The organism is Salinilacustrithrix flava, from assembly GCF_041228405.1.
GTDB lineage: Bacteria > Actinomycetota > Acidimicrobiia > Acidimicrobiales > Salinilacustritrichaceae > Salinilacustrithrix > Salinilacustrithrix flava.
Map to the genome: position 1 here is coordinate 1,878,506 of NZ_CP133888.1, position 22,442 is coordinate 1,900,947.

18 protein-coding genes are annotated in these 22,442 nt (G+C 72.4%); 14 read left to right on the plus strand and 4 right to left on the minus strand.

The genetic code is table 11. The features are described 5' to 3' along the window. Nucleotides 1–189 precede the first annotated feature (189 nt). The 3 genes from glgX to treZ are packed head-to-tail and all read left to right on the plus strand — an operon-like array spanning nucleotide 190 to nucleotide 6,811. A complete protein-coding gene (gene glgX / locus RGQ06_RS09435; protein ID WP_432426823.1) occupies nucleotides 190–2,358 on the plus strand; it encodes a glycogen debranching protein GlgX in 2,169 nt (722 codons plus the stop codon). Continuing rightward, complete coding sequence (treY, locus tag RGQ06_RS09440; RefSeq protein WP_432426822.1) at nucleotides 2,355–5,048, plus strand: malto-oligosyltrehalose synthase; 2,694 nt, start codon at nucleotides 2,355–2,357, stop codon at nucleotides 5,046–5,048. Before glgX ends, treY begins: the two co-directional genes overlap by 4 nt. Then, entirely contained in the window at nucleotides 5,045–6,811 is a 1,767-nt protein-coding gene (gene treZ, locus RGQ06_RS09445) for a malto-oligosyltrehalose trehalohydrolase (RefSeq protein ID WP_432426821.1), read from the plus strand. The genes treY and treZ overlap by 4 nt, the downstream gene beginning before the upstream one ends. A gap of 83 nt (nucleotides 6,812–6,894) precedes the next feature. Here treZ and RGQ06_RS09450 read toward each other — a convergent pair whose 3' ends face one another. After that, on the minus strand, nucleotides 6,895–7,398 hold the full coding sequence (locus tag RGQ06_RS09450) for a hypothetical protein (RefSeq protein WP_432426820.1): 504 nt from the start codon (nucleotides 7,396–7,398) through the stop codon (nucleotides 6,895–6,897). Between the two features lie 82 nt (nucleotides 7,399–7,480). Between RGQ06_RS09450 and sucC the strand changes: the two genes are divergently transcribed. From sucC to purH, 6 genes are all read left to right on the plus strand, one after another. Continuing rightward, entirely contained in the window at nucleotides 7,481–8,635 is a 1,155-nt protein-coding gene (gene sucC / locus RGQ06_RS09455; protein ID WP_432426819.1) for an ADP-forming succinate--CoA ligase subunit beta, read from the plus strand. Further along, the gene (sucD, locus tag RGQ06_RS09460; protein ID WP_432426818.1) at nucleotides 8,635–9,534 is read left to right on the plus strand and encodes a succinate--CoA ligase subunit alpha; all 900 of its coding nucleotides are present in this window, start codon (nucleotides 8,635–8,637) and stop codon (nucleotides 9,532–9,534) included. Before sucC ends, sucD begins: the two co-directional genes overlap by 1 nt. Before the next feature lie 129 nt (nucleotides 9,535–9,663). After that, nucleotides 9,664–10,692, plus strand: coding sequence for an N-acetylmuramoyl-L-alanine amidase family protein (locus RGQ06_RS09465; protein ID WP_432426817.1), 1,029 nt, complete (start codon nucleotides 9,664–9,666; stop codon nucleotides 10,690–10,692). A 74-nt stretch (nucleotides 10,693–10,766) separates the two neighbouring features. After that, nucleotides 10,767–11,567 (plus strand): zinc ribbon domain-containing protein, encoded by an 801-nt coding sequence (locus RGQ06_RS09470; protein ID WP_432426816.1) that lies wholly within the window; start codon nucleotides 10,767–10,769, stop codon nucleotides 11,565–11,567. 47 nt (nucleotides 11,568–11,614) lie between these two features. After that, nucleotides 11,615–12,211 carry a phosphoribosylglycinamide formyltransferase gene (gene purN / locus RGQ06_RS09475; RefSeq protein WP_432426815.1) on the plus strand — a complete coding sequence of 199 codons (597 nt, stop codon included), beginning with the start codon at nucleotides 11,615–11,617 and terminating at the stop codon, nucleotides 12,209–12,211. After that, entirely contained in the window at nucleotides 12,208–13,776 is a 1,569-nt protein-coding gene (purH, locus tag RGQ06_RS09480; RefSeq protein WP_432426814.1) for a bifunctional phosphoribosylaminoimidazolecarboxamide formyltransferase/IMP cyclohydrolase, read from the plus strand. The genes purN and purH overlap by 4 nt, the downstream gene beginning before the upstream one ends. Before the next feature lie 38 nt (nucleotides 13,777–13,814). Here the strand turns inward: purH and RGQ06_RS09485 are convergent, their stop codons facing one another. Both RGQ06_RS09485 and RGQ06_RS09490 read right to left on the minus strand, forming a co-directional pair. Then, complete coding sequence (locus RGQ06_RS09485; RefSeq protein ID WP_432426813.1) at nucleotides 13,815–15,272, minus strand: signal peptidase I; 1,458 nt, start codon at nucleotides 15,270–15,272, stop codon at nucleotides 13,815–13,817. Between the two features lie 22 nt (nucleotides 15,273–15,294). Continuing rightward, nucleotides 15,295–15,744, minus strand: a complete 450-nt coding sequence (locus RGQ06_RS09490; RefSeq protein WP_432426812.1) for a hypothetical protein — start codon at nucleotides 15,742–15,744, stop codon at nucleotides 15,295–15,297. A gap of 228 nt (nucleotides 15,745–15,972) precedes the next feature. Between RGQ06_RS09490 and RGQ06_RS09495 the strand changes: the two genes are divergently transcribed. The 5 genes from RGQ06_RS09495 to RGQ06_RS09515 all read left to right on the plus strand — a co-directional run bounded on the left by RGQ06_RS09495 (nucleotide 15,973) and on the right by RGQ06_RS09515 (nucleotide 21,527). Beyond that, nucleotides 15,973–17,193, plus strand: a complete 1,221-nt coding sequence (locus RGQ06_RS09495; RefSeq protein WP_432426811.1) for a GNAT family N-acetyltransferase — start codon at nucleotides 15,973–15,975, stop codon at nucleotides 17,191–17,193. Between the two features lie 57 nt (nucleotides 17,194–17,250). Further along, nucleotides 17,251–18,129, plus strand: coding sequence for a bifunctional 5,10-methylenetetrahydrofolate dehydrogenase/5,10-methenyltetrahydrofolate cyclohydrolase (locus tag RGQ06_RS09500; protein WP_432426810.1), 879 nt, complete (start codon nucleotides 17,251–17,253; stop codon nucleotides 18,127–18,129). Then, complete coding sequence (locus tag RGQ06_RS09505) at nucleotides 18,126–18,989, plus strand: methylenetetrahydrofolate reductase (RefSeq protein WP_432426809.1); 864 nt, start codon at nucleotides 18,126–18,128, stop codon at nucleotides 18,987–18,989. The genes RGQ06_RS09500 and RGQ06_RS09505 overlap by 4 nt, the downstream gene beginning before the upstream one ends. Nucleotides 18,990–19,090: 101 nt before the next feature. Further along, complete coding sequence (locus RGQ06_RS09510) at nucleotides 19,091–20,512, plus strand: DNA methyltransferase (RefSeq protein WP_432426808.1); 1,422 nt, start codon at nucleotides 19,091–19,093, stop codon at nucleotides 20,510–20,512. A 7-nt stretch (nucleotides 20,513–20,519) separates the two neighbouring features. Continuing rightward, a complete protein-coding gene (locus tag RGQ06_RS09515) occupies nucleotides 20,520–21,527 on the plus strand; it encodes a hypothetical protein (protein ID WP_432426807.1) in 1,008 nt (335 codons plus the stop codon). Between the two features lie 58 nt (nucleotides 21,528–21,585). On the opposite strand, the gene RGQ06_RS09520 is transcribed toward RGQ06_RS09515, so the two are convergent. After that, a complete protein-coding gene (locus RGQ06_RS09520) occupies nucleotides 21,586–22,440 on the minus strand; it encodes an SMP-30/gluconolactonase/LRE family protein (protein ID WP_432426806.1) in 855 nt (284 codons plus the stop codon). Nucleotides 22,441–22,442 lie beyond the last annotated feature (2 nt).

A 22,442-nucleotide genomic window follows, 5' to 3' on the forward strand; every position in this document is an offset into this window, starting at 1 on the left:
CGGACTGGCCTCCTGGGTTGCGACTCGGCAGGTGCCGACCACCCTAGGGAGGGCTGGCCGGGCGTTCCGCTCGCCCCCAGGCTGCGCCGCCGGCCCCGGGTGGGGAAGGGTCCTTCGTCATGCGCTCGGGGTGGCGCGGATGCCACCGCGGCGCGCCCCTGGCTCGATCCGTGCCACGCTCCCCGCCGCATGTCACGTATCTCCCGATCGTCTCGTGGGTATCGGTCCCCGGTGACCGACGAACCACGTGAGACCTGGCCCGGACAGCCGTTCCCCCTGGGAGCGAGCTACGACGGGCTCGGCACCAACTTCAGCGTGTTCTCCGAGGTCGCCGAGTCCGTGACCCTGTGCCTGATCGGCGAGGACGGCACCGAGGAGCGGGTGCCCCTCACCGAGGTCGACGCGCACTGCTGGCACGAGTACGTCCCCGGCATCGGACCGGGGCAGCGCTACGGCTACCGCGTCGAGGGCCCCTGGGACCCGGCCGACGGGCTGCGCTGCAACGCCTCCAAGCTGCTGCTCGACCCCTATGCCAAGGCGGTCACGGGCGAGGTCGAGTGGGGCCAGGAGGTCTTCGGCTACGACTTCGACGACCCCGACCAGCGCAACGACCTCGACAGTGCGGGCAAGGTCCCGGTGGGGGTGGTCCACAGCCCGTACTTCCACTGGGGCGACGACCGCCTGCTGAACACCCCGCTGCACGAGACGGTGATCTACGAGACCCACGTCAAGGGCCTCACCATGACCCACCCGGACGTCCCCGAGCGCGAGCGCGGCACCTACCAGGGCCTCGCCCACCCGGCCGTCATCGACCACCTGCTCGACCTCGGCATCACCGCCATCGAGCTCATGCCCGTGCACCAGTTCATCCACGACGGGCACCTGGTCGACAAGGGCCTGCGCAACTACTGGGGCTACAACACGATCGGGTTCTTCGCACCCCACGCCGACTACTCCGCGTCCGGGACGACCGGTGAGCAGGTCCAGGAGTTCAAGGGCATGGTGCGGGCCATGCACGAGGCCGGCATCGAGGTGATCCTCGACGTCGTCTACAACCACACGGCCGAGGGCAACCACATGGGCCCCACGCTCTCGTTCCGTGGTCTCGACAACCAGGCGTACTACCGGTTGGTGCCCGACGACCGCCGCCACTACTTCGACACCACCGGCACCGGGAACAGCCTGAACATGGCGCACCCGCACTCGCTGCAGCTGATCATGGACTCGCTGCGGTACTGGGTGACCGAGTGCCACGTCGACGGCTTCCGGTTCGACCTCGCGTCCACCCTGGCTCGCCAGTTCTACGAGGTCGACCGGCTCTCCGCCTTCTTCGACCTCGTGCACCAGGACCCGATCGTGTCCCAGGTGAAGCTCATCGCCGAGCCGTGGGACGTCGGCGAGGGCGGCTACCAGGTCGGCAACTTCCCGCCGGTCTGGTCGGAGTGGAACGGACAGTTCCGCGACACCATCCGCGACCACTGGCGCGGCGAGCCCCACACCGTGCCCGAGCTGGCGTCCCGCCTCACCGGTTCGGCCGACCTCTACTCCGACGAGACGCGCTCGCCGGTCGCCAGCATCAACTTCGTCACCGCCCACGACGGGTTCACGCTGCGCGACCTGGTCTCCTACAACGAGAAGCACAACGACGCGAACGGCGAGGACGGCAAGGACGGCGAGTCGCACAACCGGTCCTGGAACTGCGGTGTCGAGGGCGAGACCGACGACCCCGAGGTGCTCGCGCTGCGCGCCCGCCAGCAGCGCAACCTGCTGGCCACGCTGCTGCTCTCCCAGGGCGTGCCGATGCTGCTCGGCGGCGACGAGCTGGGGCGCACCCAGGGCGGCAACAACAACGCCTACTGCCAGGACAACGAGATCAGCTGGTTCGACTGGGACGAGGTGGACACCGGCCTGCTCGAGTTCACCCGCCGCTGCATCGGCATCCGGCGCGAGCACCCCGTCCTGCGCCGGCGCCGCTGGTTCTTCGGCCAGGAGATCCGAGGCAACGTCGACATCGAGTGGTACAAGCCCGACGGCGCCGCCATGGAGGACCACGACTGGGAGGGCGCGCCGCGCACCATCGGGCTGTACATGGACGGCCGGGGCATCCGCAGCCGGGACACCCGCGGCCGGCCCATCATCGACGACTCCTTCCTCCTGCTGATCAGCGCCGAGGCCGACCCCATCGACTGGAAGCTGCCCGAGATGGACGGCGCATGGGTCGTCGAGCTCGACACCGCGCTTCCCACCGGCGTCGCCGACGAGGTGCGCACGGTCACCGAGGACATCGAGCTGGTGCCGCGCTCGACGGTCCTGCTGCGGTTCCGCCCCGCCGACGAGGACGGAGCCGACGAGCGGTGACGCCCACGGCGACGTACCGGCTCCAGCTGCACGGCGGCAACACCCTCGACGACGCTCGGGCCCGCCTCCCGCTGCTCGCCGACCTCGGCGTGTCGCACGTGTACCTGTCACCGATCCTGCGGGCGGTGCCGGGCTCGATGCACGGCTACGACGTGGTCGATCACGCCAGCGTGGCCCCTGACCTCGGTGGTGACGAGGCCTGGCAGCGCTTCAGCGACGAGGCGCGCCACCTCGGCCTCGGCGTCGTCGTCGACGTCGTGCCCAACCACGTGTCCATCGAGGGCGGGCACAACCAGCGCTGGCTCGACGTGCTCGAGCACGGCGCGTCCTCGTCCTCCGCCGAGTGGTTCGACATCGACTGGGTCGGGCGGGAGGACTACCAGAAGGGCATCGTCGTGCTGCCCGTGCTCGGCGATCTCTACGGCGAGCTGCTCGCCGCCGGGGACCTGGCCGTGGGGCGGGACGGCGTGCGGTTCCGGGCCGAGGCGCCCGGCCACCGCTTCCCGCTCGCCCCTCGCAGCCTGCCGCTGCTTCTGCACCCCGCAGCGGACCGCCTCGCCGACACCCCCGATGCAGATCCGCTCGCTGCATCCTCGCTGGCCTTCGTCGCCGACACCCTCGACGACCTCGAGCCGGCGACCACCGACCGGGCCCGTCGACGCCGCGCCCGGCACCTCGACGTGGTGCAGGACCTGCTCCGTCGCCTCCTCGGCCAGCCGGCCGTCGCGGCCGCGGTCGATGCCGAGATCGACGCGGTGAACGCCGACCCCGACGCCCTCCACCGGCTCCTGGACGAGCAGCACTACCGCCTCGCCTACTGGCGCACCGGCGCACGCGAGCTGGACTACCGGCGCTTCTTCGACATCACCACCCTCGTGGCCATCCGGGTGGAGCGCGACCGCGTGTTCGACGCCGTCCACGAGCTCCCGCTGCGCTGGCTGGACGAGGGCCGCATCGACGGGCTCCGCATCGACCACCCAGACGGCCTCGCCGACCCCGGCGGCTACGTGCACCGGCTCCGCCACGCGGCACCCGACGCGTGGATCGTCGTCGAGAAGATCCTCGAGGGCGACGAGTGGCTGCCCGAGGACTGGCCGGTCGACGGGACCACCGGATACGAGGCCATGCGCCTGCTCAACGGCGTCCTCGTCGACCCGGACGGGCTCGGTGCCCTGGCCGCGGTGGAGCGACGGGCGCACGAGCTGTGCGGCATGGAGGCGCCCGAGCCCGAGGAGGTCGTGCTCGAGTCCAAGCGGTACGCGGTGGAGGAGCTGCTCGCCGCCGAGCTCGAGCGCGTCGTCGACGTGGCGCTGCGCGTCGCCGAGACCCGCCCGCTGCACCGGGACCACCCCCGCGACGACCTCCGCCGGGCGATCGCCGCGCTGGCCGTGGGCTTCGACGTGTACCGCTCCTACGTCGTGCCCGGCGTCGACGGCGGGGCGAGCACGGTGAGCGCCACCGACGTCGAGCACATCGACGAGGCGGCCAGGAAGGCCAAGGACGCCACCGACGTCGACCCGAGGCTCATCGACTTCCTGGCCGACGTGCTGACGCTGCGGGCGGTGGACCCCGAGGAGGGTCCGACCGACGACGAGCGGGCGCTGGTGGTGCGGTTCCAGCAGCTGACCGGCCCGGCCACGGCGAAGGGCCTGGAGGACACCGCCTGGTACCGGCTCGGCCGCTTCATCGCCGCGGCCGAGGTCGGGGGCGACCCGCTGCACCCCGCCGTCTCCGTCGACGACCTCCACGACGCCTGCCGCCACCGCCAGGCGCACTGGCCCCGCACCATGACCACGCTGTCGACCCACGACACCAAGCGCAGCGCCGACGTGCGAGCCCGGCTCGACGTGCTCAGCGAGCCCACGCTCGAGCCGTCGTGGCCCGCGCTGGCCGAGCGATGGCTGCCCCGCCTGCTCCGACGCTGGCCGGACGATGTGGAGCCCGACGCCACCACGCTCCTCGTCGCGCTGCAGACCCTGCTCGGCGCCTGGCCCATCAGCAGCGACCGCCTCGAGGCCTACCTGGTGAAGGCCGCCCGGGAGGCCAAGCGCCGCACGTCCTGGACGAAGGTCGACGAGGGGTTCGAAGCCGGCCTGGCCGCGCTCGCCGGCATCGCCGACGACCCCGAGGCGGTCGACGACCTCGCGGCCGACGCGTCCGTCCTCGAACGCCACGGCTGGTGGAACAGCCAGGTGCAGGCCGCCATCGGCCTGCTGCAGCCCGGCATCCCGGACGTGTACCAGGGCACCGAGGTCATCGACCTGTCGCTGGTGGACCCGGACAACCGGCGTCCGGTGGACCACGAGGTCATCGCCGGCGAGCTCGACGACCTGGACCCGATGCGCGCGCCGGCGCTCGGACCAATCGCCAAGCTGGCGCTGACCACCGCCTGCCTCCGCCTGCGCCGCCGCCGCCCGGATGCCTTCGGCGCCGGTGAGGCCGGTGCCCACGTCCCGCTGGTCGCGTCCGGCCCCGATGCCGACCGGATCGTCGCGTTCACCCGAGGCGACCAGGTGGCGCTCGTCGCCGTCCGCTTCCCGAGCCGCGGCCCGGTCGCGGCCGGCACCACCGTCGATCTGCCGGCGGGGGAGTGGTCGCCGGTCTTCGGCGGTCACCCCGTCGAGGGCGGCACGATCGACCTCGCCGACCTCCTCGGCGAGGCCCCCGTCGCCGTCCTGGAGGCCCCGTGAAGCGGTTCAGGGTGTGGGCGCCGGACGCGTCCGAGGTGGCGCTGCACGTTGATGGACACGACGTCCCGGCGACGCCGGCCGACGGCGGCTGGTGGGTGGCCCATGCCGAGGCCGGCCACGGCACCCGCTACGGCTGGCGCCTCGACGGTGCCGACCCGTTGCCCGACCCGCGCTCGCGCTGGCAGCCCGACGGCGTCCACGGCCTCTCGGCGGTGGACGCGCCGGACGAGACCGACTTCGCGTGGACCGACCAGCACTGGCGGGGGTTCCACCTGCCCGGAGCCGTGCTCTACGAGCTCCACGTCGGCACGTTCAGCCCCGAGGGCACCTTCGACGGGGTCGTCGAGCGGCTGCCCCACCTGGTGGACCTCGGCGTCGACGCCATCGAGCTGCTACCGGTGGCCGCCTTCCCCGGCGACCGGGGCTGGGGCTACGACGGCACCTTCCCCCACGCCGTGCACGACGCCTACGGCGGCCCCGCCGGGCTGCGCCGGCTGGTCGACGCCGCCCACGCCGCCGGCATCGGCGTGGTGCTCGACGTCGTGCACAACCACCTCGGTCCCGACGGCAACCACCTCGGTGCCTTCGGCCCGTACTTCTCCGAGCGCCACCAGACGAACTGGGGCGCGGCCGTGAACCTCGACGGCCCGGGCAGCGGCGAGGTGCGCCGCTACTTCGTCGAGCACCTCACCGGCTGGCAGCGAGACCTGCACCTCGACGGCTTCCGGCTCGACGCCGTCCACGCCCTGGTCGACGACTCCGCCACCCACCTGCTCGAGCAGCTGGCCGACGAGGTCGCCGCCACGGCCGCCCACACCGGCCGGTCGTGCTGGCTCATCGCCGAGAGCGACCGCAACGACCCCCGCTACGTCCTGCCGGCCTCCGCCGGTGGCATGGGGCTCGATGCGTCCTGGGCCGACGAGTGGCACCACGCCCTGCACGCCGTGCTCACCGGGGAGACCGACGGCTACTACGAGGACTTCGGCACGCTCGACCACCTGGTGCGGGGTCTGCAGCAGGCCTGGGTCTACGCCGGCGACTGGTCCGAGCACCGCCAGCGGGTGCACGGCCGCTCGCCGGCCGGCCTGCCGGGCCACGCCTTCGTCGTCTCGGTGCAGAACCACGACCAGATCGGCAACCGCGCCACCGGTGATCGCATCGGCCACGGCACCTCCGACGGCCGGCTCCGCATCGGTGCCGCCCTGCTGCTCACCAGCCCGTTCGTGCCGATGCTGTTCCAGGGCGAGGAGTGGTCGGCGTCGTCACCGTTCCGCTACTTCACCGACCACCAGGACGCCGCGCTCGGCCAGGCCGTCACCGAGGGGCGCACCCACGAGTTCGCCCACTTCGGCTGGGACCCCACCGACGTCCCCGATCCCCAGGACCGGACCACGTTCGAGTCCTCGGTGCTGCGCTGGGACGAGGTCGGGGAGTCCGGCCACGCCGAGTTGCTGCAGTGGCACCGCGACCTCATCGCCCTGCGCCGCCGCCACCCGTCGCTCACCGACGGCCGGTGGAGCGCGCAGGAGATCGACCACGACGCTGAGGTCGGCTGGATCCGCATCCGCCGCGGCGACGTGCTCGTGGTGGTGAACCTCGGGGCGGCCCCGGTGTCGGTCCCGGTCCCCGACGGCTTCGTGCTCGCCGGGGTGGAGGGTCGCCCGCTCGCCGCCGGCGCCACCCGCAACGCCGATGTGGTCGCCCTCGACCCCGACGGCGTCGCCATCCTGAATCTGGCAGCGGAGGCGGAACGCCAGTCCTGAATCCGGCCCCGAGCTGAAGCGGCAGTGTTCCGCAGCCGCTGCCAGATTCCCGCGGAGGTCCCGAACTGGCGCAGGGTTCCGATTCAGTCGGGGGCGTTCGCCGGGTCCTGCAGGTCGATGGTGAGGCGGTCGTCGACGACCTCGGTGGCGTAGACGCGCAGGCCCGCGCCGGACCGGGGGAAGGTGGTGTCCCGGTCGCACGACGCCGGCTGGGCGTCGTCGATGGTGAACAGGTCGACCTCGGGGTCGAAGGTGAGCGTGCACTCGGGCCGGTCGGGCACGAAGGCGCTGAGCGCGATCCAGCCCGTGGTTGGGTCGCCGCCCTGGTGGTCGACGTAGATGGAGCGGGAGAAGTTGGCCGGGTCCGGGAACAGGATCGGCTGGCCGTCCTCGTCGATGATGCGGGCCAGGTTCTCGACCCGGCCGGCGTCGAAGCGGTCGTCGCCGAGGCGGACCTGCACGTCGCCGCGGCTGGCCAGGTTGGCCACGAGGAAGGCGGTGCCCAGCGCGACGACGACGCCGACCACGGCGACGGCGACGGCCCGACCGGTGTGGCCTCGGCCGCGTCGCTTGGCGACCGGGCTCATCGTGATTGGCCGGGGCTGGTGGGCATCCTCCTAGTATCCGGCCGAAGGCCGCCCCGGCCCAAGCCAGACAAGGGAAGCACGCATGGACCTCCTCGAATACCAGGGCAAGCAGTTCTTCGCCCGCTACGGCATCCCCGTGAGCGACGGCGAGGCCGTCACCACGGTGGACGACGCAGTGGCGGTCGCCGACCGCATCGGATACCCGGTCGTGGTCAAGGCCCAGGTCCACGTCGGTGGCCGCGGCAAGGCCGGCGGCGTGAAGCTGGCCGACGACGCCGACGCGGTGCGCGAGCACGCCGGCAACATCCTCGGCCTCGACATCAAGGGCCACGTCGTCCGCACGATCTGGATCGAGGTCGCCTCCGACATCGCCGAGGAGTACTACGCCTCCTTCACCCTCGACCGCTCCGCCAAGAAGCACCTCGGCATGCTCTCCGCCGAGGGCGGCGTCGAGATCGAGACGGTGGCCGAGGAGAACCCCGACGCCATCGCCAAGATCTGGATCGATCCGGTCGACGGCCTGTCCGAGGCCGACGCCCGCGACTGGGTGGAGCGGGCGAACCTGAACCCCGACGCCACCGAGGGCGCCGTCGACATCCTCCGCAAGCTGTACACCGCGTACACCGAGGGCGACGCCGATCTCACCGAGATCAACCCCCTCATCCTCAAGCCCACCGGCGAGGTCCACGCCCTCGACGCCAAGGTCACCCTCGACGGCAACTCCACGTTCCGCCACGAGGACTACAGCGAGTACGAGCAGACCCAGGTGCGCGACGAGCGCGAGGAGGACGCCCACAGCAAGGGCCTCCAGTACGTCGGTCTCGACGGCTACGTCGGCGTGATCGCCAACGGCGCCGGCCTGGCCATGTCCACGGTCGACATCGTCAACCAGGTGGGCGGCAAGCCGGCGAACTTCCTCGACATCGGCGGCGGCGCCAACGCCGAGGTCATGGCCGGTGCCCTCGAGGTCATCAACAACGACCCGAAGGTCAAGGCCATCTTCATCAACATCTTCGGTGGCATCACCAAGGGCGACGAGGTCGCCAACGGCATCGTCACCGCCCTCGAGCGCGTCGACATCGACGCCCCGATCGTCATCCGCATCGACGGCACCAACGCCGCCGAGGGCCGGGAGATCCTGAGCCGTCACGAGTCCGCCTCGCTCATCAGCAAGCCCACCATGGTGGAGGCCGCCGAGACGGTCGTCGCCCTGGCCAAGGAAAGGGGTGGCCAGTAATGGCGATCTTCGTCGACGAGAACACCAAGGTCATCTACCAGGGCCTCACCGGCTCCCAGGGCTCCTTCTACGGCCAGCGCAACGCCGAGTACGGCACGCAGGTCGTCGCCGGCACCCACCCCAAGAAGGCGGGCACCGAGGTCAACGGCGTGCCGATCTACGCCACGGTCGCCGAGGCCGTGAAGGAGACGGGCGCCACGGCCAGCTGCATCTTCATCCCGGCACCAGGCGTGAAGGACGCGGTCATGGAGGCCGCCGAGGGTGGCGTCGAGTTCATCGTCGTCATCACCGAGGGCGTCCCCGCCCACGACGAGGCCTGGTTCTACAACAAGCTGCAGCGGGACTTCCCGAACGTGCAGCTGCTCGGCCCGAACTGCCCCGGCATCATCAGCCCCGGCAAGTGCAACATCGGCATCACCGCCGGTGAGATCGCCAAGGAGCCCTCGGCCGGGGGCCCCAACGTGGGCATCGTGTCCCGCTCCGGCACCCTCACCTACCAGGCGCTGTACGAGCTCAAGCTGAAGGACATCGGCGTGTCGACCTGCGTCGGCATCGGCGGCGACCCCGTCCCGGGCACCAGCTTCATCGACTGCCTCGAGCGCTTCGAGGCCGACCCCGAGACCCAGGCGATCATGATGATCGGCGAGATCGGCGGCTCGGCCGAGGAGGAGGCGGCGGACTACATCAAGGCCAGCGTCTCCAAGCCGGTCGTGTCCTACGTCGCCGGCGTCACCGCCCCTCCCGGCAAGAAGATGGGCCACGCCGGCGCCATCGTGTCGGGCGGCAAGGGCACCGCCGCCGCCAAGCGCGAGGCCCTCGAGGCCGCCGGCGTCAAGGTGGGCAACAACCCCACCGAGGCCGGTGCGCTCATGGTCGAGGTGGTCGACGGGCTCCGCTGAGCCCACCACCGCCAGCGCCTCCGTTCTGGCCTGCATCCGTGCCCCTGGTGGTCATGGATGCAGGCCAGAGCCGTTCCCGGGCTGCGGTCGGCGTTGGGGCCCGGTGCCGGCGCCCCCATCCTTGGAGGGATGCCCCGTTCGTCCCGTCTGATCCTGCTGAGCGCCGTGGTGCTGCTCGCCGCCGGCCTGGTCGCCGCGCTCGCCGCAGCCAGCGATGGCGATGCGGTCACCGGTCCCAGGACGGACGCACCGGCCGAGTCGTCGCCCGAGGCCGCCGCAGCGCCCACCTCGACCGCGCCCTCCTCGACCGCCGTGCTCGGGTTCCCCGCCATCGCCGACCACGGCGAGGTCCGGGCCGTGCGCACGCCCGCGGGCTTCGTCCTGCCGGTCCTCGGCGGCGAGCAGGGCGCGTGGCAGGTGCTCACGCCGTGCGCCACCGCGGCGGTCGTGCCCGGCGAGCCGGTGCTCGGCGCCCACGTCGTGCTCGACCCCGGCCACGGGGGTGCCGAGCCCGGCGCGGTCGGGCCCACGGGCCTGCGCGAGGCCGACCTCAACCTCGACGTCGCCCGGCGGGTGCAGGCGCTGCTCGAGGCCGAGGGCGCCACCGTCGTGCTGACCCGGGATGCCGACGTGCGCATGACCCTGGCCACCCGGGCATCGATCGCCAGGACCATGTCACCCGTCGCGTTCCTCTCGATCCACCACAACGCCGCCCCCGTGGGCCGCTCCGGCGTGCCCGGCAGCGAGCTGTACCACCAGCTCGCCGACCCGGAGTCCAAGCGCCTCGCCGGTCTGCTGTGGGAGGAGATGCAGGAGCACCTCGCCCCCTTCGGCACCGACTGGGCCATCGGCGACGACCCCGGGGCCCGGGCCCGCCGCTCCATGCGCACCGGCGACGACTACTACGGCATCCTGCGCCACGCCCAGGGCGTCACGTCGGTGCTCACCGAGGCCGCCTACCTGTCGAACCCGGCCGAGAACGCGCTGCTCGAGACCGAGGAGTTCCGCGACGCCGAGGCGCGGGCCATCGCCGACGGCGTCCTGCGGCTCCTGCGCACCGAGGATCCCGGCTCCGGCTTCAAGCCGACCAAGGAGGTCGCCGTGCCGGCCGGCTCGGGCGGCGGCACCAGCGGCTGCGTCGACCCGCCGCTGGCCTGAGCGGGTCCAACGATCACGCCACGTCGCCGTGGCACCATGGTCGGGGCGGTCGGAGCGATGAGGAACTCGCGCCCATGAGCACCCCCTGCACCACCTGTGGTGAGCCACTCGCCGACGATGCCGCCCGCTGCCCGACCTGCGGGGCACTGGCATCGCCGGCCGTCGACGAGACCCGTGCGGTCGACCAGACCCGTTCCATCGACGACGCCCCGCCGTGGGCGATCCCGATCCGGGAACCGGCACCGGCGTCCGGACCGGAGGTCAGTGCCGGTTCAGGTCGCACGATCGCCCTGGCCGCGCTCGCCATCGGCGTGTTCGTCCTGACGGTCGTCGCTGGTTCCCAGCTGCTGGGCGACGACGACTCGGGCGCGTCATCCGGGGAAGCCGACGCCGATGAGGTCGCCACCCCGGACGAATCCGGTGGGCTCGACGGCGTGGAGATCGAGGACACGACCACCACGAGCGCCACGGCACCGACCACGACGGAAACCACCGTCGCCGAGACGACCACGACGACAAGCACACCCACCACGTCGACGGCACCCACCACCACCGCGGCCTCGTTCCGCACCGAGCCGAACGGCACCGGGTCCGTGCCGGCCCTGTCGACGAGCTTCCGGGGTTGGCTCGCCCAGCTCAAGTCGGTGCCCTACGACGCCGGCACCGCCGCCCTGGCCGAGGAGTGGGAGCGCACCCGCGCCGATGCCCCCGGCGTCGTGGCGGCGCGGAGCAGCGACTGGTCCGCCTTCGGCGACGGCTTCTGGGTGCTGGTCGACCCGGGCCCGTTCTCCTCGGGCGATGACGTCCGCTCGTTCTGCGAGTCCGCCGGCCTCACCGCGGAGGGCTCCTGCCTGGCCCGGGAGCTGCGCGGCTGACCAGCCGTGCGGGGGATCGGGAGGCCGCTTGCTACCTTCCGCCCCTCATGCGCATCGCCGTGCTCGCCTCCGGCAGCGGGACCCTCCTCGACGCGATCCTCACCGACGGCATCCCCGTCGAGCTCGTGGTGGTCGACCGCCCCTGCGCCGCGACCGACGTCGCCGAGCGCCACGGCGTGCGGGCGGTGTGCCACGAGCGCACCTCCTTCGGCGCCGACTTCGACCGTGAGGCCTACACGGCCGAGGTCACCGAGGTGCTGGTCGACGCCGGCATCGACCTGGTCGTGATGGCCGGGTACGGCACCGTGTTCGGGCGCGCCATCCACGACGCGTTCCCGCACCGCATCCTCAACACCCACCCGGCGCTGCTGCCCGCGTTCAAGGGCTGGCATGCCGTCGACGCCGCCCTCGACTACGGCGTGAAGGTCACCGGCTGCACGGTCCACGTCGCCACCCTCGAGATGGACGCCGGGCCGATCCTGGCCCAGGAAGCCGTGCCCGTCCTGGCCGACGACACCGCGGACTCCCTGCACGAGCGCATCAAGCAGGTCGAGCGCCGCCTCTACCCCGACACCATCCGAGCGGTGCTGGCCGAACCCGGCATCCTCGACCGGTCACCCCGAGCAAGCGAGGAGTCCGCATGAGGGCCTTCCTGTCCGTGTACGACAAGACCGGCGTGGTCGACCTCGCCCGTGGGCTGGTCGACGCCGGCTGGCAGCTCGTGTCCAGCGGCGGCACCGCGGCCGCGATCCGCGACGCCGGCCTCGAGGTCACCAGCACCGAGGAGGTCACCGGCTACCCGGCGATCCTCGGGCACCGGGTCGCCACCCTGCACCCCAAGATCCACGGTGCGATCCTCGCCGACCCCTCCGATCCGGAGCACCAGGCCGACCTCGAGACCTACGAGATCGAGCCGTTCTCCCTCGTGGTGTCGAACCTGTACCCGTTCGGGCAGCCCGACGCGGCCGGGGACGCCGGCGGCCGTCGCCTGGCCGAGGGCGTCGACCTCATCGACATCGGGGGCCCGGCCATGGTCCGGGCCGCGGCGAAGAACCACGCCCACGTCGGCATCATCGTCGACCCGGCCGACTACGACATCGTGCTCGCCGAGATCCGCCGGGACGGCGCGCTCGGCGCCAACACCCGCTGGCGCCTCGCCCGCAAGGCCTTCGCCCACACCGCGGCCTACGACGCCGCCGTCGTGTCCTGGTTCGACGAGACCGCGCCCGAGGACAGCGACGAGGCGGACGCCCTGCCCATCACCGTGCACCTCGCCCTCGAGCGGGTGGACGAGCTGCGCTACGGCGAGAACCCGCACCAGCGCGGCGCCCGCTACCGGGAGATCGGCCGGTCGTCGTGGATGGACGGCATCACCCAGCACTCCGGCCTGCCCCTGAGCTACCTCAACCTCTTCGACGCCGACGCGGCCTGGAACCTGGCCCACGACCTGGCCCGGGTGTCGCCCGGCAAGGCGGCCGTGGCCATCATCAAGCACGCCAACCCGTGCGGCGCCGCGGTGGCCGACACGCTGGAGGAGGCCTACCGCCTCGCCTTCGAGTGCGACCCGCGGTCGGCCTTCGGCGGCATCGTCGCCACCAGCGAGTCCATCGACGACGCCACCGTCGAGCGGATGGTCGGCGCGGCCCAGGCCGACGTCGTGATCGCACCCGGCTACGGCGACGGCGTGGTCGAGGCCCTCATCGCCAAGCGCAAGAACACCCGCATCCTCACCGCCCCCGCGCCGGGGAAGCCGGGCCTCGCCCTGCGCCAGCTGAACGGCGCCTGGCTCGTGCAGGAGCCGCACCACTTCTCCTCGGCCCAGGACGAGTGGCGCGTCGTCACCGAGCGCCAGCCGACCGAGACCGAGCTCGCCGACGCCGCCTTCGCCTGGCGGGTCGGGGGATGGGTGAAGTCGAACTCCATCGTGCTGGCCAAGGACGGCACGGCGTGGGGCATCGGCGCCGGCCAGCAGAACCGGGTCGAGGCCGGCGAGATCGCCGCATCCAAGGCCGCCGGCCGGGCCGAAGGCGGGGCCTGCGCGTCCGACGCCTTCTACCCGTTCCCCGACGGCATCGAGGCGGCTGCGGCCGCCGGCGCCGCGGTCATCATCCAGCCCGGGGGATCGGTCCGGGACGAGGAGTGCATCGCCAAGGCCGACGAGCTCGGCGTGGCCATGGTCTTCACCGGCGAGCGCCACTTCCTCCACTAGCGCCGGGGGCGACTGAGCCCGTCTGGTTCTGGCAGCGGCTACGGAACGGGCGGCGGCGTCCAGTACAGGACGTCGTCGCTGACCACGCCCTGCCATCCGTCGTCCCGGCACAGGATCGGCGCGTGGGCGTGGCGGGCGATGCCCTCGACGTCGGCCGCGTCGGCCACCTCCACGCTGCTGGCGGAGAGCGGGTGGTACAGCTCGGTGGTGCGGATGCGGACCACGGCGTCGGGGTCGTCCTCTTCGTCTCCGGTCGGCCACACGACGGCCGTGATGCCGACGCCGAGGAGCAGTGCGCCGAGGGCGGGCCGGGTGAGGTCGGGTCGCTCTTCAACGGGCTCGTCGTCAGCCGGCGCCACCGGCAGCTCGACGGTGGAGGTCACGGCCGGGCTGTCGTCGGTGTCGGTGGTCTCGGCGCCCGAGAGCGTGAGGGTCTGGGGGCCGAGGCGCAGGGGCAGCGTGGCCTCGAGGTCGACCGGCTCGCTGTCGCCGACGTGGGCCTCCCCGACGAGGGTGACCGTGAGGTCGAGGGTGCCGGCGCTGACACCGGTCTCGGAGGTGATGCGCTCGGCGAGGCGATCCATGTGGAAGAAGGGGATCGCCGAGGTGAGGTCGAGGTCACCGTCGAGCTCCGTGCGCTCGACCAGGGGGGCGGTGCGGGACCAGCCCGCGCTGCTCGACACGGTGAGGTCGAGCTGGACGAAGCCATCCACGACGACGCCGTCGGGTCCGACCGTGCGGGCGAACACCTCCGCCTCGTCCGCGAGCATCCGGAAGACGGTGTCGCCGGTCTCGATGCGCCCGTCGGGGTAGGTGTCGGTCGACGCCACGTCGGCCCCGTAGCCGAGCTCGACGTGGTGCTCGAGCGGTTCCGCGTCGGCCGGCGGCTCGGCACCGGCCGGGGTCGGGCGCAGGGAGAACGCGGCGAGGACGCCGGCCACGAGGACGGCGTCGACGACGAGGCTGGCCAGCCACACGCGGCGGACCCGGGGGTGGGCGCGCCGGTGGCGGTCCTTCCGGGCCTTCGGTGCGAGGTGTGCGGCCATGGTGCGGGCCTTCGTGTGCGATGGGAGGGCGAGCGAGCCGACGAGGCCGGCCACGGCGAGGGTGATGGCGCCCTTGGCGGCCGGGGACCCCAGGACCCCGCCCACCGCGGGCACGTGCCCGATCGCCCGGCCGGTCAGCTCGTCGGCCGTTGGCTCGTGGGGATCGATGGATTCGTTGTTGTCGCCCTGCAGGACGAAGCCCTCGGCCCCGCCCCCGCCGATGATGCGGTGCAGGACGGTCGCCCCGGTGCCCGGGTCCCGGTAGGCGACGGCGTCTCCGACGCCGTAGTCGCCATCCCGGGACACGAGCACCAGGTCCCCAGCGGAGTACGTCGGCTCCATGCTCACGCCCGCCGTCGAGACGTAGCCGACCCGGCCGCTGGCGAGCACGAGCACGCCAGCGGTGATCAGCCCGACGAGGGCGAGAGCGAGGAGACGACGCATGCGCATGGTGGCGCTACTAGCTCTGCGACTACAGGGTGACGTTGTTGGTTGACGAGACGTCGATTGCCAGCTTGACGACGCTGCTGGAGGAAATGGTGTCGGTGGTCAAATCGCAGTTGTAAGTCATGCCGGTCGTGTCACTGAGATCTTCGGTGCACTGACCGTCTTCGGCGGTGTACAACGACACAGCAGGGTCTGCTCCGTCCAGAAGGTCGACGGAGACGGAGTTGGTGTCGGTCAGGTCGTCGACAAAGGTCAGTTGGACACCCTCGACGACGCCACTGTTGATGTCGTAGGCGATGTCACTGAGCGTTGCTCCCGTGACGGTCACCTCGCCGACGCCGCCGACCATCTTGGCGTCAGCGTCTACGCCGGCGACGTCGAGGCCGCCGGCGGTGAATGCCCCGCCCATGGCGATGGCGGCGCCGCCGATGGCGACGGCGCCGACCAGGGCCTTTGCTCGGGTGCTGATGTTCATGTTGGGTCCTCCCCAGTTGGAACGAATGGTTCGTTCCTCCGATCATCGGCTGCCACGGAGCGTGCGGAAATGGTGCCCTGACACCCTTCTCTGGGGGCATCGGTGTCACTCTCCGTGGGGAATCCGTGTCATGCCGGCCGGGGATCTGGTGTCCCGGGCGCACCCGGCACAGCGCTTCGACCGGCCAATTCACGGGCTGGAGCGAGCAGGCCGGGTCAGACTGCGGCCATGGTGGGACGGCCCTACGACGAGGAGCGCGACCTGGCCGCGGTGACGCGGATGTGGCGCGAGGTCGGCTGGATCGACGACAGCGACGGCCAGGCGGCGGGACTGAAGACGTTCCTGTCCATGAGCAAGGGCCTGGTGGCCGACGTCCACGGGGAGGCCGAGTGCCTCGTGCACCGCAGCGTCGGCACCGTGCACCACACCGGCACCGACCTCCCGCTCTGTGCCATCTCGGCGGTGACCACCAGCCACGTCGGTCGGCGCCAGGGCCTGGCGTCGGCCCTCATGGCCGAGGCGCTCGCCGAGGCGGTCGAGGAGGGAGCGGCCGTCGCCACCCTCGGGTTCTTCGAGCAGGGCTACTACGACCGGTTCGGCTTCGGCACCGGCCCCTACCAGCACCGCCTCAGCTTCGATCCGGCGTCGCTGCAGGTGCCGGTGCCCGACCGGCCCCCGGTCCGCCTGGGTGCCGAGCACATGCGGGAGGTCCACGCCCTCCTGGCGCGGCGACCCCGTGGCCACGGCAGCGTCGTGCTCGACCCACCGCAGTGGCTGGAGCCGGAGTGGTCGTGGCTCGAGAACCCCTTCGGGCTCGGCTTCCGGGCCGATGATGGTCGGCTCACCCACGCCCTGATCGGCTCGGCCAAGGACGAGCACGGTCCGTACGTCATCGACGTCCTCGCCCACGAGGAGCCCCACCAGGTGCTCGAGCTGCTCGGCCTCGTGAAGGCCCTCGGCGACCAGGTCAACCTCGTCGTGGTCACCGAGGAGCCGGCCGGGATCCAGCTGCAGGACCTGATCCGGGAGCCGGCCCGCCAGCGCCGGGTCGCCCGGCTGGCCGGCGGCAGCGGTGCGCTGCACGTGACCATGGCCAGCCAGCAGGACCGCATCCTCGACCTCGGCGCCTGCATCGCCGCCGTCGAGGTGGCGACCCCGGTGGCGTTCGGCCTCCGCCTGCGCGACCCCATCGGACGGTTCGGCACCTGGGGAGGCATCGGCGGCGAGCACACGGTGCGGCTCGGGCCGACGTCCAGTGCGGAGCCCGGCCTCGATCCCGACCTGCCCGTGCTCGACGCCTCCGTCGGAGCCTTCACCCGGCTGTGGTGGGGCGTCCGGCCGGCATCCAGCCTGGCGCTGACCGACGACCTCCACGGACCCACCGACCTCCTCGCCGACCTCGACGCTGCGCTGCGCCTGCCCACGCCGCAGGCCGGCTGGATCTACTGATCCGACCGCGTCCCGGCGCCCGGATCGCAATCGGACGTTCCGGGCGGGTTCCGTAGGATGCCCGTCGTGACCGCACAGCTGCTCGCCGGGGCCCCCGTGGCCGAAGCCGTCCTCGACGAGGTGCGCTCCCGCGTCGCCGCCCTGGGCGACCAGGGCAAGACCGTCGGCCTCGGCACCATCCTCGTCGGCGACGACGAAGCGTCCGCCGGCTACGTGCGCAAGAAGCACGAGACGTGCGAGACCGTCGGCGTGCAGAGCCACAACATCGAGATCGGTGCCGACGAGGACCCCCAGGCCCTGCTCGACGCGGTCGACCGCTTCAACGCTGACCCGGCCGTCGACGGCTACCTCATCCAGTACCCGGTGGCCGATGGCTTCGACTTCGACGCCGCGATCAACCGCATGGACCCGGCCAAGGACGCCGACGGCCTCCATCCGGAGAACCTCGGCCGACTCGTGCTCCAGCAGGACGGGCCGGTCCCGTGCACGCCAGCGGGCATCCGGGCCATGTTCGTCCACTACGGCATCGACCTGCGCGGCAAGGACGTCGTCATCGTCGGCCGCGGCCCCACCCTCGGCCGTCCGCTGTCGCTGCTGCTCACCCTGAAGGGCGAGGGCGCCAACGCCGCGGTCACCGTCGTGCACTCCGCCGTCCCCGACATCTCCGTGCACACACGTCGGGCCGACGTGGTCATCGCCGCCGTCGGCTCGCCCTCGATCGTCACCGCCGACATGGTGAAGCCGGGCGCGGTCGTGGTCAGCGGCGGCATCTCCTGGGAGGGGCGCAAGCTCCTGCCCGACGTCGACGAGGACGTCAACGAGGTCGCCTCGTGGGTCACGCCCCGCCTCGGCGGCGTCGGCCCCACCACGGTCGCCATGCTGCTGCGCAACACGGTGGCGGCGGCCGAGGCCGCGCACGCGAGGAACGGGTCGTGACCCGCATCGGCGACCTGCTCGCCGACGGCCCGTCCATCTCGCTGGAGTTCTCGCCGCCCAAGGACGACGAGGCCGAGAAGCAGCTCCTCGCCGTGGTCGACGAGCTGGCCGTGATCGAGCCGACCTTCACCAGCGTCACCTACGGCGCGCTCGGCTCCACCCGTGAGCGCACCCGCGACGTGGTCATCGAGCTGAACCGCCGCCACCCGTTCCCGACCATGGCCCACCTCACCTGCGTCGGTCACACCAAGGACGAGATCCGCGAGCTGCTCGATGCCTACGCCGAGCAGGGCGTCCACAACATCCTCGCCCTCGGCGGCGACCCGCCCGCCGACGCCCCGCCCCCCGGCGGGGACTTCCGCTACGCCCTCGAGCTTGTCGAGCTGGTCCACGACCACCCCGGCGACTTCAGCGTCGGCGTCGCCGCCCACCCCGAGAAGCACCCCCGCTCGCCCTCGCTGGAGACCGACCGCCGGTACCTGGCCGAGAAGCTGGCCGCCGCCGACTTCGCCATCACCCAGTTCTTCTGGTCGGTCGAGCCCTACCTGCGCCTGCGCGACGAGCTCGCCGCCCTCGACTGCGACACGCCCGTCATCCCCGGCGTGATGCTGTTCATCAACGTGCACTCGATGCGGCGCATGGCCGACATGAACGACGCCACCGTCCCCGACGAGCTGTGGGACCGCTGCCTCGCCGTCGACGGCGATCCCAAGGCCGTGCGCCTCCTCGGCACCGAGGTCTGCGCAGAGCTGTCGCAGCAGCTACTCGACGCCGGCGCCCCCGGCCTGCACCTGTACACGATGAACCGCTCGGTCGCCGCCATCGACCTGGTCCAGCGCCTCGGCCTCGCCCCTCACTGAGCGTTCGCTGGTCCGGAATCGACCAGATGTGGTCGGTCCAGGACCACCGAAGCGAGTGGTGGTCGGTCTTCCTGTCGGAGGGGGTCGCGTAGGCTCGCTCCATGAGCGAGGGCCTCGACACCGGTGACGAGCCGCGCCGGCGGTCGACGGCCACGTCGAACTTCGGGGTCGGCAAGCGGGAAGGCCACGACGCGTCCGCCTTCTACGCCCGGTTCGTGCCCCCGGTCCTCAGCGACGACGACCACGTCAACCCCCCCAAGGCCACCGACGAGATCTGGGTCGGCGACTCGCGCGACATGGACACCTTCGGCGACATCGCCGACGACTCCGCCGCCCTGGTCGTCACCTCGCCGCCCTACTTCGCCGGCAAGGCCTACGAGGAGGCCCTCGGCACCGACGGCATCCCGGCCGACTACCTCGAGTACCTCGGCATGCTGCGTGACGTCTTCGCCGAGTGCGTCCGCAAGCTCGAGCCCGGCGGCCGCATCGCGGTCAACGTCGCCAACCTCGGCCGCAAGCCCTACCGGTCGCTGTCCTCCGATGTCGTCGCCATCTTCGAGGAGCTCGGCCTGCTCCTGCGGGGCGAGATCATCTGGCAGAAGGGCAAGGGCGCCGGCGGCTCCTGCGCCTGGGGCAGCTTCCAGCGACCGGGCAACCCGGTGCTGCGCGACGTCACCGAGCGGGTCATCGTGGCATCCAAGGGTCGCTTCGACCGCGCCGTCGATGCCAAGGACCGCGCCTCGTCCGGCATGCCCAGCACCGGCACCATGACCGTCGACGACTTCCTCGAGGCCACCCTCGACGTGTGGGAGCTGGCGCCGGAGAGCGCCAAGCGGGTGAACCATCCGGCCCCGTTCCCGGTCGAGCTGCCCCAGCGCCTGATCGACCTCTACACCTACGCCGGGGACCTCGTGCTCGACCCGTTCATGGGTGCCGGCTCCACCGCGGTCGCCGCTGCACGCACCGGCCGGCACTTCGTCGGCTTCGACACCGACCCCGCCTACGTCGAGGCCGCCCTCGCCCGCGTCGAAGCCGAGCGCGGCGACGGGCCGCCGGTCGAGGTCCGCCCGGGCAAGGGCACCCTGCCCGACGATGCGCCGGCCGCCGAGGCCATCCGCGTCGGACGCAAGGCCACCGACGTGGCGAGGCGCCTGCTGGGCGAGGCCGGCTTCACCGACATCGTCGACAAGAAGGTCCCGGTGCGCGAGCTCGGCGTCGAGTTCGACCTGGCGGCCACCGATACCGCCGGGCGCCGCTGGCTCGTGACCGTCGCCGGCTCCTTCACGCCCTCGCCGTCCGGCCTGCGCCGCTCCGAGGTGCTGTGGCGCACCCTGGCCCAGGCCGCGGTGGTCCACGCCGCCGAGCGACCGGAGGGCGTGCTGGTCCTCACCACCGAGCGCCCGACCCGCTCCACCGCGCAGGGCAAGGCGCTGGCTGCCGTCATCGGGCGGGGCATCGACGCGGTCGTCGAGCTCACCGCCGAGGGCGCGGTCGACGAGCTGCGGTCCCTCCACCCGGCCTGACGCACCGGTGGCCGACACCCGGACCGCGGTCTCCGAGCTCGCCACCGCGCTCGGCATGCTCGTCCACGGCACGGTGGGCTGGGCCGTGCTGCAGCGACCCGCCGAGGTGCTCGTCGGCCCCGACGCCTGGGACCAGCTCGAGCACGGGCTGCACGACCCCGACCTCCACCTGCTGGCCGAGGCCGCGTTCGCCAACGGCACCGCGTTCGCCGAGCACGCCGAGGGCCTCGGCGGTCGCCGCCCGAGGCGCATCGAGTGGACCGGCGGGCACCGGCCGCCCGGCGACCAGGTCATCCCGGCCGACCTGCGGGTCGACCGGGTCTACCTGGTGTCGTGCAAGTACCTCTCCAAGGTGCTGCACAACGCGGCGCCGGCCCGCGTGTTCGACCACCTGCTGAAGGCCACCGACAGCCACGACCGCGCCGACTGGTACGGCCAGGTCGCGCCGGACGCGCACCGGCGGCTGGCGACGGTCGCCGCCGAGGCGGTGGGCTGCCCGTTCCCCGCCGACCCCTGCGACGCGGACGTGACCGAGCGACGCCGCCTGCGCGATGCCCTCCGCGAGCACGGCCGTGCCTGGCCCGACGAGGCGAAGGATCCCTACCGCGAGATGTGCGCGGAGGTGAGCCGGGCCTCGGCCGAGCGGTGGCGGCGGTCGGCGTCAACGCCCGGTGCACGGGAGCAGCTGCTGTGGCGGCTCCTCCGGCTCGCGTCGGCGCCGTACTTCGTGCTCGGGGCGTCCCGCGCCGACGTCATCCGCCTGCGCATCGACACCCCCTGGGACTGGCGCCAGCGCCACGAGCTGCGTGCCTTCGACATCGAGCCCGACGACGCCGGCCAACCCCAGGTGCGCTGGGCGGCCACGGTGCTCGACCGCGAATCCGGCGCGGACGTGGTCGTCCACGGCCACGTCGAGGTGCGTTGGAGCCACGGCCGCTTCGGGGGCCCGCCCGAGGCCAAGGTGTACCTCGACACCCCGCCGGCCGAGGTGCCCGGCTACGTGCCGCTCACCTGAGCGGCGGCGTGTTCCGCAGCCGCTGCCAGTTCCCACTGGGGCCGCTCCCGGGCGGGGGTCAGGGCAGACCCGCGCCCGGGACCGCGACGTCGATGGCCTCGATGCGCCCGGCCCGGGCCGCCCGGGCACCGACCGGCTCGCTGTCGATGGCCGTGCACACGTAGAGCGTGCGCCGGTCGGGGCCGCCGAGCATGCAGGCGAAGGGCTGGCGCTCGTCGTTGGTGCGCACCTCGTCGAGCACCTCGCCGCCCTCGGCGACGCGCAGCACCTGGTGGCTGATCGGGGAGGCGAGCCAGATGGCACCGTCGGCGTCGAGGCAGATGCCGTCGGGCACCGCACCCCGCACCCGCGCCCACTCGCGCCGGTCGTGGAGCGAGCCGTCCTCGGCGATGGTGAACGCCGTCAGCCGGCCGCTGAACGACTCGCCGACGACCAGCGTGCTGCCGTCGGGCGTGACCACGCAGCCGTTCGGGAAGAAGAGGTCGTCGGCGACGATGCGCGCGTCGCCCTCGGGGGTCACGAGCACGAGGTTCGTGGTGCGCTGATCGGCGTCGGGGTCGTGCAGGTCGAAGCCGAAGTTGCCGACGTAGGCGTTGCCCCGACCGTCCACGACCATGTCGTTGCAGTGGAACGGTGCGAGGTCGCTCAGGTCGGCGACCTCCTCGGTGGTGCCATCGTGCACCGCCAGCAGGCGCCGGTCCGTCATCGACACGACGAGCAGGGTGCCGTCGGGACGCCAGCCGAGACCGGAGGGCTGCCCCGGCACCTCGACCACCACCTCGGTCTCCTCGGTCGCCGGGTCGAAGGCCAGCACGTGCAGGTCGTGCATGTCGGAGAACCAGAGCCGGCCGTCGTGCCAGCGCGGGCCTTCGGCGAAGCAGAGTCCGTCGAGGACGGGCACGAGGGCGGTCACGG